Origin of the sequence: Stieleria maiorica, from assembly GCF_008035925.1 — a bacterium.
Lineage (GTDB): Bacteria > Planctomycetota > Planctomycetia > Pirellulales > Pirellulaceae > Stieleria > Stieleria maiorica.
Genome location: NZ_CP036264.1, coordinates 1,344,720 through 1,360,482 on the forward strand (window position 1 = coordinate 1,344,720; position 15,763 = coordinate 1,360,482).

Here is a 15,763-nt window from a genome sequence, read left to right on the forward strand (position 1 = left end):
TTAGCGGCGGGGCGTCAACGTTCCGCCGGCAGCGGTGATTCGATCGGAGTCGCCGTCCATCCAGAAACTTCCTCGACTGCAAGATTGAACCGGTCCCATGAGCGTTTTGGTTACCCAACAGGCACCCGACTTCAAAGCACAGGCTGTGATGCCCGACGGCCAGTTCAAAGAGATCTCTTTGAGCGATTACAAGGGCAAGTACGTGTTGCTGTTTTTCTGGCCGCTGGATTTCACTTTCGTCTGCCCGACGGAGATCATCGCGTTTTCCGATCGCGCGGCGGAGTTCGCCAAACTGGGCGTGCAAATCCTTGGCGTTTCGGTGGACAGCCATTTCAGCCACTTGGCCTGGACCAACACGCCCCGCAATGCGGGCGGGATCGGCAAGACCGAATACCCGTTGGTCGCCGATTTGAACAAGCAGATCGCGCGGGATTATGACGTCCTGCTCGACGGCGGCGTGGCGCTGCGTGGTTTGTTCCTGGTCGACAAGGAAGGCGTGGTGCGACACCAAGTGGTCAACGACCTGCCGCTGGGCCGAAGCGTCGACGAAGCCCTGCGAATGGTCAAAGCGCTTCAGTTCTTCGAGGAGAACGGCGAAGTCTGCCCGGCCAACTGGCAGGAAGGCGCCCGGACGATCAAGCCGAACGTCGATGACAGCAAAGAATTCTTCGGCGCCGAATACGCGGGCTGATCGGAATGTGGTTGACGGCCCCAAATCGAATCGGCGTCGCGGCATGGCAGATCGGCGATTCGATTTGGAGAATCGATGCCCGCGGCGAGCGCGACGCCGTGGCACTCGCGGTCGGCCAGGAACGCATCGCCCTGGTCGCTTCGGATGGCCAGGCGTTGCCGCGGCTGGACGAGCAATTTGTTCGCGACGACCAGTTGCACCTGTCATTCCCGCAGACCGACGACAGCCAGTTCGGGTTTCGATTGGTCGTTCGCCCCGTCCCGCTTGAGGGATGTTGTGCCGACGGTTTCCGCATCGCGTTGGAGTTGTTGGTGTCGGTCCAGACCACGTTGTTGGATTCCCACCCCACGTTGGACCTGGTGTTGCCCGCACGCAGTGGGGCTCGCGATGAAGGGCACTCCCCGTCGGGCAGCCGTGTCTACCACGCCGACAACGGCGATTTCGGTGCGGCGATCATCTTGGGCCCTCAAGACGTCGCGTCGTCCGGGGCGATCGATCAGCCCGACCAACAGCGATTGCGGCTGTTCGGCGAGTTTCTTGAAAAGGGTGTGATTCGGCGGGCGCGTCCTTGGTTGATCGTCGATCGCAGCAGTGGGGCGGTCGAAACCCGGTGGATCGGGGCGGCCATCGATGCCCTCGCGGAAAGTCCGCTGCCGCTCAACTAGGCCGCTCGGTCGGGGCGATCGGTTGTCATGTTCGCCCGTGGCCTCTTGTTACGGGCCACTCTTCGGCCCATCGCCGGATCTTTGGGCCGCATGTGAGGGAAGTGCAGATTGGTGCGGCTGGATGACTTGGTGTCCCGGCGGACAAACAGACCGGTGAAATCCGCTGCTCAACGGCGCGCTTTTGCTGTTTCCGGTTGCGTGGTTTGCGTAAACTAAAGGGCTGATCGCTGAACGGATAGTCCGTCTTTGACGGACGCATCGCCCGCTTCCTTCTCCTTTCTCATTCCGCCACGTGCTGCTTGCTTGTGAGCCCCGGTCGGCTCGCCGCGATGCCGCAGACCGTCTCGAGTCCATCTGGTTTATGTATCGCACCGATTCGGCAACGAACCTCTTTTCGGCGGCACTGATGTCTGCCGGATCGATCGCTGCGTCGGTGGTCAGGTGTGTGGGGGTGATCGTTTGCTTCACGAGCGTTTGTTTGGTGGGCGGTGTTCCGAGCCACGCCCAGCCCCCGGGGACGTATCCGCCGGCGGAAATCCTGCGTCCCTCGCCGACGCCGGCCGAGTCTGGAAAGCTGCCGATCAAGGGGATGATGTTTCTGGACGTCTCGGAGAATGCGATCTATGCCCCGGGGATGAAGTACGAGCGGTATTTGGAACTCGAACGTGGCGGCACGAACCAAACGCGCCGTTATGTGTTCGACACGGTGAAGATCGACGGTCGGGTCGACGGTAATCGGGCGGAGTTGTCGGTGGAGGTGCGGGTGGCCGTCGACGCAACCGCCGATGAGACGATCGAGATCCCTTTGGCGATGGAGAATTTTCACCGCTTGGGTCCGGTCGAATTCTTTTCCGGCGCCGAAAACGGCAACAAACTGGCCGTGGCGGTCGACCAGGATTCGGGGGACTATGAATTGCTCGCCTCGGTCGCCAAGGAGACCATCGTCGGGTTCCGCATGCAGATGTCAGCTCGGGTCGAGACCGATGTGGTGCATGCGTTGGATTTTCGTTTGCCGCCTTCGGCGACGGAGATCAACCTGGTCAGCGATTCGCGCGACGTCGTCGGCGTGATCCCCAATCGCGACGACGAAGTCCTTGAAACCTCAGCCGACGAGGCGGGCCGCAGTCAATTCAAGGTGATCAGCAGCGGGGGCCGCTTCACACTACAGTGGGGCACGATGGATCGACCCGTTTCGGTCCCGTTGCTGGAAGCGACCAGTGGGATTTCCATGCAATGGAATTCGCCCCAGGATCCGTTGTTGCAGAACGTGAAGATGACGGTGCGTGATTCCCGCGGACCGATCTCCAGTTTCAAACTCCGGATTCCGCCGGGGGCGTCGCTGCGCGATGATCCGAAGCTGATCACCAGCGGTCAATTCGGGCAGCAAGTCGAACTCTCCAAGCCCGACGCCGGTGACGCCGAGCTGTTTCAGGTCACGATCCCCAAGTTCGAACGTCGACAGAGCATTGTGTTGGAGTTTCGATTGGAGATCCCCAGCGATTCCCCGACGGCCAAGAATCCGCTTGCATTGCAAGTGCCCGTGGTTGCCGAAGCGCTTCGCAACCAGGGCACGATCAACATCACGACCGGAGCGGACTATCGTTTGCGGTGGCACCAGCGATCGTATGTCAAAAACACCACACCGGCCGCCGAGGATGAAACGGCGGTCGACCAGCGGAGTTATTCGTTTCAATTCATCCGTGGCGAGTTTACGTTGCCGATTTGGTTGGACGCCACCAAGCGTGAATTCCGCGTGTCCAGCGAGTGCGACATCGAACTGCGGGACAATTCCGCGAATCTTTCGATGGAAATCGAATCGATCGGAAATGGCAATCGGTCTCAGTTGTTGAGCGTCGATCTGGCGGATTGGCAGGCGCCTCGAATCGAAAACGCGCGCACCGGTGCTCCGCTTCCCTGGTATGAATCGGACAACTTGATCGAAATCGAAGTGAATTACACGGGCATGGAAGAAAGCATTCCCGTTTTGATCAAGGCGCGCCGCGGGCTCAGTGAGGCGTCGGCCGATCAAGCGGATCGGCGTGTCGAATTGCCGGTGCCACGGATCGTCGGGTCGGGGGATCGTCGTGACCCGATCACGATTCAAGAAGCCATCGTTCGGCTCTCCGGCAAAGGCCGGCGTTCGTTCGTCGTCGACTTGGAGCGTTCGTCCCATTTAGAACGTTCGGCCGATGCCGAATCCGCGGCGCTTGAGCGAGTCGGCAACGGTGAACGGGCCACCGCGGATCCATCGCGAATCGGAGATACGACCCGCGTGTTCGCCGTGATGCCTCCCGAATCGGCCGCACGCATCGTCGGCCAATTGGTGGAACGCCCGCCCCGAATCAGCTTGGAACACACCGCCAACGTCAAATTGATCGGTGATCAATTGGTGACCACCGTCACGTGGCTGATCGAAACTCCCGTCGACTTGGAAGGACGGTTGCGGATCGCGATCCCCGAACCGACCCCCGGGGTTGCCGCCGATGCCGCATCGAACGTTGCTTCGTCGCAGGGTTCCGGTGCCGACGATGAGGGCGAGACGTCGGGGGCGACCGACGGGCAAAATGACAGCGCCATGAAACAATGGTCGGTCGAGGTCAATGACCGTGCGGCGCAGTTACAGGCCGTCACGTCCGACGCTTTGGCCGATCAACAGCAGGCGACCGGGACCAACACGGCCGGGCAGGCGTCGCAAAGCTTGCAATACGATCTCGTTTCCGATGCGCTCGCCGACGGCAACATGGAAGTACGGTTCATCCACTCCGAATCCGTGACGTTTAACCCCGATGCCGCGGAGAAATTGGTTGAGATCGGGTTGCCCTATCCGATCGTCCAAGACATCACGCTGCGGGGAAAAATCGAACTGGAGTTGTTGGGCGGCGAGTCGCATGACATCACGCCGGCGGAGAAATCGCTGACCGATCAATTGGTCTTTCGTACGCTGCCGACAAAAACGGTTCCGCTGCGGATTTCACCGAGGGCGCCGGCGAAAAGCGAATTGCTGACAGGCAAGATCGTGGTGCGAACGGCGATCAGCGAAATCTCCCAACACGATCAAGTGATCGCCAGTCTGGAAGGGACCGGCGAGTTTGAACTGGACTTGGAGTACGCCGATCAAACCGAGATCCAGGTCACTCTGAACGGCGAACCCGCGGCGTACAAGATGGTCGGCGAGCGGCTGGTCGTGCGCGTCCCATCGGACATGCAGCAGCATCTGATCGATGTTCGGTTGTGGATCGATCGAACCGGTGGCGGCCTGTTTCAATCGATCAGGCCGCTGGCCCATGTCGGTCCCGGGACCGGCCAGCTGTTTTGGCAGTTGACGGTCCCGTCGGATTGCCACTTGGTTTGGGCGACGCCGTCGGTCGGCCGCGAAATGCAATGGGGATTCGACCGTTGGCGACTGATTCGCAGCCCGCTGATGACCGAGACCACGCTGATCAATCGAGTCGCGACGGCACAGCCCGAGGCGATCGATTTGAGCCCGATGCCGACGGGCAATCGATACTTGTTCTCTTCGATGGACGACCGCTCGTTCCGGTCGATGGTCGGCACTCGAACCATCTTGTGGATGATCGTCGCCGGTGCCATCGTGTTCGTGGCCGCCGTGCTGACCTACATCCCCGCGACCCGCAATCCGTTTTCCGCGGTCGTCGCGATCGTCTGTTTTGCGGGGCTGTTGGCGGTCGCTCCGGACGCCGCCATCCTGGTCGGTCAAGTCACGATGTTGTCGTTGGTGCTGGTCATCGTGATGTTGGCGATTCGCAATCTGGTGCTGCCGACGCCGTCCAGAGTGTTGACCAGCACCCGCGAGACACGATTGGATTCATCATCGCAAAGTCGTCGGCAACCGCCCGATTACCGACCGCCCAGCAGCATCGCCGTCACCCATTCGATCGGTCCGGAGGACGTCTCGAAGTCTGCCGACGAGGTGGCTTCATGACCCCGGCGACAACCGACAACTTCGTCTGTCGCGGAGGGTGTGACGCGGCAGCGTTGCTGGGCCTGGCGATGGCTCGCGGCCCGTTCGCCGTCGGCCGGATCGGCGTTGCGCGGCGGCTGATGTTGACGTTGATCGCGGTCGGCTGTGCGCTGCTGGCGACCGGACAGTCGCGCGGCCAACAAGTCCCCGAAACGCCACCGGCGGTCGAGCAACCCGCCGATGGACCTCAAGGAGACACCGATCGACCCTCCGCCGAGCCGGACGCTGCGGGGCCGGACGCCGCAGGGCCCAAAGACGATCCTTCGTCAGCCAGCGAGCCCTCAGCCAGCGAGCCCTCAGCCAGCGAGCCGATGGACAAGGCTGCGGAAGACAAGGCTGCGGAAGACAAGGCTGCGGAAGACAAGGCTGCGGAAGACGAGTCCCCGACCACCGAGTCCGCCGAGGGCGAATCATCGGCGGCCGGGGTCAGCGATGCGGTGTCGAGCGATGACGCAGCGGCACGTCAGGATCGTTTGACGTTGCCGCTGCCGTTGCGTGATCGTGACGGTCGACCGCTGCGTCCGATCGGGGTTTTCCTTTCACAAATCGTCGACTTGGTGCCGGCAGATTTTCGTGCCGTTTCGATCCGCGATTTGCAGCAGGCGATCGGCAACGGTGCCGAGCGGTTTGCCGATTCGAACCAGGCTCGTTTGGTCAGCGGGTTCTATGACATTCGGCTGGATGAGAATCTGTTGGTCAGCGAAGGCAGCAAGTTGGTGCTGGAGCACAAGCCTCGCCCGATCATTCGTCGAAAGTTGGGGCAGGTCAATTTGGCGATCACCGGTTCACCCGGCGGTCTTCGATCACCGCTTTCGGTCGGTCGGGGAAATCTTCCCAGGTTGGAAATCGATTTTTCGGGTGAGTTGGTGGCGGTCGTTCCGGGGACGCCGTCAGCGGACGGGTTTACCGCGACTGTCGAACAATCGCTCGGTTCGGCCGGCATCGCAGCAGAGGATCAACGCGAACCGGACAGCGCGGCCGGCGCCTTGGACGGATGGTCACAATCCGAGATTCGTTTCGGATGGACGTTGCGAAGCCAATCGGTGGGCGCGGCAAAACGGTTCGACTTGCGTTTGCCCCGGACCGCGCAGACGCGACTGGTCATTTCCACGCCCAGCGACATCGTTCTGGAGTCCAAGCAAGGGGTATTGGTCGAGCGTCCCGGGCCGCCGCCGGATGCGGATGTGCAAACGCGAACAGGCGACATTCGTTGGTACGTGTTGGAAGCCGGCGGACTGAACCGGCTGGAGATCGATGCCCGCCGAAGGTCTGATGGCGAAGCGAACCAGCCACTGTTCATCCGACGCGAATCAAAGCAGTACGAGGTGGACTTGTCGGGCGTGTCGTGGATCCACCGGATGACGTTGCAGTTTCCACGCCAACGCAATCGGCTTCGTCTGCGCTTGCCGCAGGGAACCGTGACGGCGATTCGAGTCAATTCCATCGAGGCACCGTATCAGGTGTTGCGGCGCGAGGATGGCCAATCGTTGATCGACGTCGATCTACCCGGCGGATTGGTCGGTGTCATCGACTCCGTCCCGGCCGCAGCACCGGCAGGCGGGTTGCGGAACGAGCCGGCGTCGGAGCTGTTGACGTTGACGATCGAGGGGACGTCGAATTGGAATCTCAGCGACGGCATTTGTGAATTGCCCTCGGTGACACCCGACGAGCCGAACGTGTTGTGGACCGAAGCGTCCACGCAAACCATTGTCGCGGTGATGGACCCCTTGGAAGTCGCAAAGTGGGACTTGCCACCGACATGGCGGCAATCGATTCAGACACCCACGCGGGCTGGTGAGACGCTGTTGATCGCCGACGGTCCGCCACCCCAAAACGCACAGCCCGATGCGATCTGGTCGCAGCTGATGCTGATCGAAAAAGAAGAGCGGTTCATCGAAGCGGTTTGGACGCGGTTGCGTGTGCAACAGGCTCCGACCCCGGAGGTGCGCTCGAACAGCCGCATCCGTTGTCGGTTGTTGCAGAATCACCAGTCTCCGTTTCAGATGGACGTTAATCCAGATTGGACCGTCGACTCGGTCACCGTGGTCGGTTCGGGGCGCAGAATCACCGTGCCTGTGGATGCCAATCGTTGGGTGATTTGGCCGACGCCCAGCGAAGCGGCCCAAGCGACGTTCGAAGTCGAGGTGATCGCGCGAAAGAATCTGCCCAGGAATCGCAACCGTTTGACGATGGCTTCGACCTGGATCGTTCGACCGCTGCAGCATGTGGGAGAACATGTGGTCTCGATTCAACCGCCACCGCTGCGCCGTTGGGACGGCAATTCGGTGATGCTGCAGGGGCGGTTCGAATCATCCACGATGGACGAGGAATCGATCGCATTTTTTCAACCGGATTCGGAAACGTTGTTGATCCGCAGCCCGACCGGCGAAATCCCCGAGGTCACGTTGGAGCCCGTCGATGATTCCTTCGGGGTCGCGCTGCGGCACGTGATCGAAACCGAAGGCAGCGATGTCTCCGAAACCATCGTCGTCCGGGCCGAGACGACGCAACCGATTTCAGAACTCTCGGTGCTGACCGGCAACTCCCGACAGGAAGAATTCAGTTGGTCGTTGCGGCGGACAGATCAGTCGGCAACGGTCAGCTTGCCCAGTTCCAGCGTGCAGCGGGCGTCGCCTGATCCGCTGGGGACCTACGTCATCACGCTGGAAGGCCGTGACTTGCGGCAATTCGAATTGGTCGGACGCCGGTTCTTTCCGGTCCAAGACCGGTTGACCCTGTCGCTGCCGAGTGTGCGTCGAACTCGAGGGCAAACCGCCGAGGTCAGGATCGACGCCAGCTGGGAGATTTCCGAGATTCCCCCGGGAGTTCAACTGGTTCCCGGAACCGAGGCAAACGGTTCGACGTCGGTCGCCGCTGGTCAACCACAATACCTTCGATACGAACCGCTGCTCCGTCCCGAGATTCGATTGCGACGGGCGCAGCCCGAGACGGCGGCCTGTCTGATTTGGAACCAGCGATTCGAAGTGGTCGCCAACAGCCGCAATGAAGACTTGTTCCATTTGACCGCCGAGGTGTCCACGCGCAAGCCGATTCATCTTTCCTTCGATCACGAACTGGAAATCGTGTCTGTGTCCAGGAACGGGGTGCGCCAAGCTGCCGATCGAACCGAGGTGGGCGAGATCTGGATCGATCCCGAGCGGCCGAGCGATCAAATCGCGGTGTTGATGCGGCGGCGTCACGCATCTAGCGACTGGTTTCGACGATGCCGGATCCCGCGTGTCGAAGTGGAAGGCAATGTCATTCGGCAACAGGTGGCGTATCAAACCGGCGCGGGGACATTGTTACTGCACCGTGCCACCGATTCACTCGCCGGCGAGTCGGGCGAATTGGGCCAGGGGACGGTGTTGATTTTGGTCGCGCGTGACGTGGCGATCGGCCTGGGGTGGCTGGTCGCGACGGTCGTCTTTTTTATGGCGTGGTCGATCGCACGCTGGTTTCCGTTGGGAGTCCACGGTTTGTTCGTTCTGACCGTGCTTGCGATCAGTGGGGCCGTCATCTGGTGGCCGGCGCAAGCGGCCATCATCGGCTGGATCGCCGTGCCGCTGTCGGCCGCGGCACTGTTGCACGTGGTGATGGCCGATCGACGGACGACCAGGGTGACCGGCAGTGGTGCCGGCGGATCGCTGCGGCTGGACGACACCCGATCACAACGCAACGCCCGCGACCGATCGGCGGACTTCTCCGTGTCGGTTCCGCATTCGGTGCTGTTGTTCGCGATCGGATGGTCGGCGACGATGGGCGGCGGCCTGGCGGCCCAGGATTCCATCGGCGACGATGCTCGGCGAGAGTCGGACGGCGGGGGAATGGTCGAAACGGCAGACAACGATCCGATCGAATTGTTGGTGCCGCTGGATCCCGACTATGTGCCGGTCGGCGACAAGGTGTACATGTCACGAGCGGATTATGAATCCATTCGATCGGACGTCGATCCAGACCGTCCGGTGGACGCACAATTCCAATCGGCGGAATACCGTGTCGTTCTGACTCCGCCACGCGACGCGGCCGGTTCCATCGCCGCCGAGATTCAAGCGGACTATCAAATCCAGCTGGTGCGCGAATCGACGCAGGTGCGATTGCCCGTCCGTGCCGATCTGTTGCGCCGGATCGAATTGGTATCGGGCGGTGAGACGCAAATCATCCGTTTCACCGTCGACGAACGCGGGACGGTGACCGCCGCGATCCCGTCGAGTCGTCAGAGTCTGTTGCGGTTGACCTATTTGCCGTCGGTGTTGACGCTCGGTATCGAACCGGGCATGGCGGTCGGCGGCGACGGGCCGGCTTGGGACGAACGCGATTCCGAACCACCGGGTGCCGATCCGGGGCCGGCCGATCCGGGCCTGTCCGGCGGCGACGTTCGGCTGGACGCGACATCGGGAATGGCAACCACCGTCGTTCGGTTGGCGATCCCCGCGATCCATGCCGCCAAGTTGATTGTCGAAGCACCACGCGAGATCCAAGTCGAATCGCTCGGTGATCCCTTGGGCCGATCGCTGTTCCGTTCCGAATTGGGACGCTACGAAGCGGACTTGGGACCGGTCCGCGAGTTGGCGATTCGATGTCGCGCCGTCAAACGTCCCGGCCAATCGGCCGCACAAACCCTGCGCCGGGCATATCGGATTTCTGCCGGGATCGAATCCACGGTCGTCGAGTGTGAGATCACACCGGAAGACAGCCTGCGAGAAGGTGACACGTTGCAGCTGACCATTCTCGGCGGGCCGCCACCGAGTCTGACGAGTATCGGTTGGGCAATGGAAGAATCGGAACTGGCCGACAGCTCCGATCGTCCTCCCGGTGCGAACGCTTCACTGGTGAGCGGGGTTTATCGATTCGAAAAACAATCCAGCGTCGACACTCCGATCCGTTTGCTGTGGCGGTTGCCTTCGGTGCTGAACGATCCGACGTCGACCGAAGACAGCAAGACGATGCCGATCCCCGAGGTGTTTTCCTCGGTCGCCCAACGCTGGGCGGCCACCTTGTTTGCCATCGAATCGGCAGCCTCGATTCGCGTCAGCGAGTTGGCCAAGGGCTCCCAACCCGCCAGCGAAGACGAGTTTTTGGCGGCGTGGCGAGGCTATCCCGGAAGAATTCAACGGGCATTTGTCATTCAGGACGTGTTCCCATCCTTCGTGCTTTTGCAAGACAAATTTCCCACGCCCACCGCTCGGTTGAATCATCGTTTGCACGTCAAGGAGACGAAGATGGAGTTGCGGTTGAAGGCCGACCTGGTCGACCTGAGGCCGAGTCTTCAACGCATCCAAATCACCATCCCCCCGCGGTTCCGCTTGGTCAGTTGTTTGGTCAATGGTGAACCCATCACTTCCATGACGCCGCTGACGGTCGAGACCCCGTCGGGGGTTCGCTCACAGGTGCCGATCGGTGACAATCGAATCAACGGGGCCACTCAGATCGAACTGTTGGCCGAAAGTCGCGTGCCGATCCGGGGGCGGACCATGCTTCCCCGGTTCGCGATTTCATCCGATGGCGAGATTCGCGAAACCTATCGCATCACACGTGAACGATCGCTGGACGTCCGGATGACGCGATCCGATGACCCGGCGCCGGGGAATGAGAACGAGCCCGGCACTTGGAAACCGGCCACACTGACGCAGGACGATTTGCTCGCCGGGCGGATTCCGGTCGTGTACGCTGAATTCAGTGGGACGCCAACGGATGATGACCCGATCGTGGTCAGCCGCCGCGCCTCCGGTTCGGTCTTTACCTGTGATCAGATCACCAGGATGCGGTACGCGGACGGGCAATGGTTCTGCGACACGTTGCTGGAATTGCCCGGCAGAACGATCCCCGATTATGTGGATCTGACACTGCCGACACGTTGGGCGGCCGATTTGCAGGTCAGCGGCGCCAGTGTTTGGGGAAAGCGACAATCCAGCGATGATGTGGTCACCGTCGTTCGCGTCGCGGTGCCCGCCCAAGTCGTTCGATCGGCTCGTCGCGGCGAAGACGTGCGGCGCGTTCAGGTCACTGGCAGTTTAAAGAACCGAGACCAGGTGCGTGTCAGTGTTCCTGCGGTGACTGTCTTGGGAGCCAACTTGCGTGATCATCTGGTCGCGGTGCCGGGGCAATTGACGACCCAGGCGATTCAATGGCGTGCCCAGTCGGTCCGGTCATTAAAAAACGATCCAAACGTGTTTGCGTCCTTCCAGAACGAGGTCGAATCACCCGAACGCTATTCGTTCTATTCACCGATCGAATCGAATTGGTCGGTCGAGTTGGAACCGCTGTTGCAAGCGACGGTCAACCCGGTGGCACTGTGCTGCGATGCAAGGGTGTTTCTTGACAGCGATCACGTCCTGGTCATCCAGCGATTTGACATCTTGCCGGAAACCCGAAATGAAGTCACCGTCGCTTTGCCCGTTGGCGCCACCTGTATCGGGATTTGGTCCGCCGGGCGCGAAGTCGATTTAAGTGAGTTGCCGCCGGGCCGCGGCAGCTCGGGCGATGTCTCGGATGACGATCAGGCCGACGGCCGGGACGACGACACGTCCAGGCTTCCCCAAACGTCGCGGTTGCGTGTCCCCTTGGCCTACAGTCGGCTGCCCCAATCGTTGGAGGTGCTGGTCGAAGTCCCGGTGGCGGGGCGAGCGATCACGAGTTACTTGAGCGAACTGGTCGACGTGCCGACCCGCGATCTATGGGTCACGTTCTATCAAACGCCGCTGGTCGGTCAGAATCGACGAATCACGCTGGAACGGCAAGACGGTGGCATGGATCAGGTTCCGGACGACTTCGTGCGGCAACGATCGGCGCGGGCCTTTGCACTGGCGCAAAGTGTCGTGACTGCGATCGATCGCTCACGCGACATGCTGGCTGAACGAAGCGACGAAGAAATCAAACGTTGGTTGCTGCCATGGATCGCGCGCTATCAAGCGATTGCCAGTCGCAGCGGGCACCCGTTTCGGATGGTCCCGACGTCCGGTCAGGACGCGGTCGGCGTCGCGGCGACGGCCACCGACGAAACAACAGAGCGTCGGTCGGACGAAGCGAATCGAGAACAGGACGCAACCGCCAGACCGGCGGCGCCCGACGTTGATCCCGACATGACGAGGCGGTGGCAGGCGTATGATCGGCAGTTGTTGCAATTGGCGGGGCGTTTCCTGCAATCCAATCCCAGGCTTCCGCAAACCCTCTTCGCGCAACATCGGTTTTCGGAGTTCGAAGTGGCCTCGATTGTCCGTTTGGACACGTTTGCCGAGGGGCCGGTCCTGGTGCAATCGTTCACGCAGCGCGAGTCGCTTCAGGACTTGCTGGTCAACGTGATCACGCTGGTCACGTTCGGATTGGCCGTGATCCTGCTGTGGCCCTTTCGTGGCCGATTCCAAACCTGGATTCATGAACCTGCGGTCTGGTTGTTCGTCGTCGGTGTCCTGGGCCTGTTCCTGATCCCGATTCCCTTGGCCGTGACCCTGATGGTCATCGCGGTGACCGTCCCGCTGATCAATCGAATGAAATCCAAGTCGGTCCCGACGGGAATGTAACCCACCGTTGGTGTCTAGCCTTTAGGGACCGTCCAGCTGAGGGCGATGCTCTTCTTGGGGTACGATGGCCCTTCCGGGCCGTCGCCCGTGGGGCTCAGCGCGACGACCTAGAAAGGACGTCGTACACCGATCCGCCGACCACCTCTTACCCAATCGGCCAGATCATTTGGATTCGTCGCGTTTCGCCTCCGCCCTAAGCTGGACGGTTCCTTTAGGCGACTCTTCGCGCTGCGACGCAGCGACCGTGTGCGGCGAATGCCTGTGCACCAACCGGCCCCATCGACAGTCTTTTTCACGTTTTCTGTAACGCCCTCCCGTCGGCTCCGCTTGGCTGGGTGTTGGCACAAAAAAACAATCATTTCACGGGAATTGGATCGATGAAGGTCACACTGGCAAACGTCGCATTTTGCTCGGTTCTGTTGCTTTCGGTCTTGGCGGGGGCGGGTTCGGCGTCGGCCCAGTCGAGTTCCAGCGGGTGCGACTCGGGCCACTGCTACAGCGGACCGGTCCGGCACCACACCGTCCACTACGTTCGGCCGGTGTACGGACATGTCCAATACGGCCATCGCGGCTACGGCTATGACCCGGCATTCGGGCGCGCCGCATTGATCCGGGCCGCGGCGACGGCCAACGTTTTGAACGCGAGTGCACGCACGCAGCACCTGCATGCCGACCGGTTGGAAATGGAAAACAGCGTCGCGTTCCTGGCGACGCGGTTGGAGCGAAAACAGATCAACAATCAGTCGCGGTTCGGGCACTTGCACGCTCGCGGTGAGCAGGTCCGTCAGGAAAAGCGGGCCGCGGTGCGATTGGTTTCCAGTCGGGCGCCACGCCGCCCCGTCGATCCGGTGACCGGTCAGGTCGCGTGGCCGATCTTGCTGCAGTCGAGCTACTACGAAAAGGCACGCGGACCGGTCGATCTGGTGTTTCACCAGCGCAGCGTCGTCGGACGCATCAACCCCGACTATTTTCTGCCGATGCGAGATTGGATCGAGCGGATCGAAAAGGAGTTGAAGGCAAACGTCGCCTACTACGAGAAACGCGACTACTTGGAAGCCAAAGCGTTCCTGAGAAGTCTGATCGAGGAAGCCCGGGTCGAGATCACGCCGGCCCACTCTCAAAGCCAACTGGCGGCACGGTAACGGGAAATTGGTTTCTCAGCTTGGTTTTCGGGTAGTGGACGAGGCGACGAGTCCATTCGGATTGCCAACTGCGAGGACTCCTCGCGTCGTCCACGACCGCTTACCCGCGGTTCAGGCCGCGCGTTGTTGTCGGCCTTCGTCCACGGCGATGAACCGGCCGACCGCTTCAATCGTCCGTTCGGTGGCGCCGCGATGTTGCTGGACGACCTGTCGCGCGGCGCGTCCGAGTGCGTCGGCCGCCGGGACGTCGTTCAAGCAACGCTGCACGAAGGATTCCAGTTGTGCGGCGTCGTTGACACGAACCGCCCCTTCGGCATCGAGCAATCGCTCGGCGATGTCGGCAAAGTTGCGGGTGTCGGGGCCGAACGCGATCGCACTGCCATAGCCGGCCGGTTCCAGCATGTTTTGTCCGCCGCGGTCTCCAAACGATCCTCCGACGGTGGCGATCTGGCCGACGCCCCACCACGATCGGAGCTCGCCGATCGTGTCGATCAACAGCACTCGGTCGGCGGTCCATTTCAAGTGTTCCATCGAAACATCGTCGGATCGACGGTGCGCGACCAGCCCTTGTGATCGAACCAACTGGGCGACGCGATCAAACCGCTCTCGGTGACGCGGCACAAGGATCAAACGCAATTCGGAATGCTGCTCGCTGAGCCGTCGGTAGATGTCCAGTGCCATCGCCTCTTCGCCTTCCTGTGTGCTGCCGAAGACCCAGATCGCGTGCCAGGGATCGGCGCCCGCCCAACGGAGACGAGACTGCACTTCGATACATTCGCGCGATTGCGGGGCATCGTCAAACTTCAGCGAACCGCTGATGGCGATCCGCGACGGCGGTGTACCGCAGCGGCCAAAATTCTCGGCCGATGATTCGTCTTGGCACTGGACGTTGCTGAGCGAGCGAAAGATCGATCGGGTCAGCCATCCGAATCGTTGGTAGCCGGCAGCACTACGGTCGCTCAACCGTCCATTGATGACGACGACATCGGTGTCGCGCTTTCGAGCGATCCGGATCAGGTTCGGCCACAATTCCAATTCCGCCAAGACCAGCAGGTCCGGACGCAAATTGGCAAGCGTTCGCCCCACCGCCCACGAAAAGTCGAGCGGGCAAAAGAACACCCGATCGGCTCCGAACCGCTCGGTGGCCAAATCGTATCCGGTGTCGGTACTGGAACTGATCACGATGCGGGCTTGCGGATGTTGCGTCTGCAGTCGTTTGACCACGCCGCCGAGCAAGTTGACTTCGCCGACGCTGACCGCGTGCAGCCAAATGCATGGTCCGTTTCGGCCCTCACCCAGCAGACTCGATGCCTCACCCGCGGACAGCCCCAGCAGTTTCTGACGCCATCCGCGACGGTAGCGTCCATGTCGCACGCGGCGATACAGAATCCAGGGTGACAGCACCGACAGCGCGATCAAGTAGATGGCGTTGGCAAGCATGATGAGATTCCGTTCTCGGGGTTTCTCTCGTGGGGTTTCTCTCGTTCCCAGGCTCCGCCTGGGAACGGGATGCTAGGGAGGCTCCGCCTCCCGAGTGGGTCGTGCTGGCGAGGCGGGAGCCTCGCGGAAATAGCGTTCCCAGGCGGGAGCCTGGGAACGAGTTAATTGCGAGGCGGGAGCTTCGCGGAAATAGCGTTCCCAGGCGGGAGCCTGGGAACGAGTTGATTGCGAGGCGGGAGCCTCGCGGAAATAGCGTTCCCAGGCGGGAGCCTGGGAACGAGTTAATTGCGAGGCGGGAGCCTCGCCGGAAATGGCGTTCCCAGGCG

The 15,763-nt window shown here is 61.4% G+C and carries 6 protein-coding genes; 5 read left to right on the forward strand and 1 reads right to left on the reverse strand.

The genetic code is table 11. From position 1 onward, the window contains the following. The first annotated feature begins 97 nt into the window (after window positions 1-97). The 5 genes from Mal15_RS04390 (at window position 98) to Mal15_RS04410 (ending at window position 13,997) form a co-directional block, all read left to right on the forward strand. Window positions 98-691 carry a peroxiredoxin gene (locus Mal15_RS04390; RefSeq protein WP_147866644.1) on the forward strand — a complete coding sequence of 198 codons (594 nt, stop codon included), beginning with the start codon at window positions 98-100 and terminating at the stop codon, window positions 689-691. Window positions 692-696: 5 nt separating this feature from the next. After that, window positions 697-1,356 (forward strand): hypothetical protein, encoded by a 660-nt coding sequence (locus tag Mal15_RS04395; protein ID WP_147866645.1) that lies wholly within the window; start codon window positions 697-699, stop codon window positions 1,354-1,356. Between the two features lie 406 nt (window positions 1,357-1,762). Further along, window positions 1,763-5,299 (forward strand): hypothetical protein, encoded by a 3,537-nt coding sequence (locus tag Mal15_RS04400; RefSeq protein WP_233903277.1) that lies wholly within the window; start codon window positions 1,763-1,765, stop codon window positions 5,297-5,299. Then, on the forward strand, window positions 5,296-12,855 hold the full coding sequence (locus Mal15_RS04405; RefSeq protein WP_147866647.1) for a hypothetical protein: 7,560 nt from the start codon (window positions 5,296-5,298) through the stop codon (window positions 12,853-12,855). The genes Mal15_RS04400 and Mal15_RS04405 overlap by 4 nt, the downstream gene beginning before the upstream one ends. 377 nt (window positions 12,856-13,232) lie before the next feature. Beyond that, window positions 13,233-13,997, forward strand: coding sequence for a hypothetical protein (locus Mal15_RS04410; protein WP_147866648.1), 765 nt, complete (start codon window positions 13,233-13,235; stop codon window positions 13,995-13,997). A gap of 111 nt (window positions 13,998-14,108) precedes the next feature. On the opposite strand, the gene Mal15_RS04415 is transcribed toward Mal15_RS04410, so the two are convergent. Next, window positions 14,109-15,437, reverse strand: coding sequence for a 3-deoxy-D-manno-octulosonic acid transferase (locus tag Mal15_RS04415; protein WP_147866649.1), 1,329 nt, complete (start codon window positions 15,435-15,437; stop codon window positions 14,109-14,111). Window positions 15,438-15,763: the final 326 nt, after the last annotated feature.

Excerpts from the sequence above, each read along its gene's own strand:
- Mal15_RS04400 (WP_233903277.1), top strand. The coding sequence starts at position 1,763 with ATGTCTGCCGGATCGATCGCTGCGTCGGTGGTCAGGTGTGTGGGGGTG.
- Mal15_RS04415 (WP_147866649.1), bottom strand. The coding sequence starts at position 15,437 with ATGCTTGCCAACGCCATCTACTTGATCGCGCTGTCGGTGCTGTCACCC.
- Mal15_RS04410 (WP_147866648.1), top strand. The coding sequence starts at position 13,233 with ATGAAGGTCACACTGGCAAACGTCGCATTTTGCTCGGTTCTGTTGCTT.
- Mal15_RS04395 (WP_147866645.1), top strand. The coding sequence starts at position 697 with ATGTGGTTGACGGCCCCAAATCGAATCGGCGTCGCGGCATGGCAGATC.
- Mal15_RS04390 (WP_147866644.1), top strand. The coding sequence starts at position 98 with ATGAGCGTTTTGGTTACCCAACAGGCACCCGACTTCAAAGCACAGGCT.
- Mal15_RS04405 (WP_147866647.1), top strand. The coding sequence starts at position 5,296 with ATGACCCCGGCGACAACCGACAACTTCGTCTGTCGCGGAGGGTGTGAC.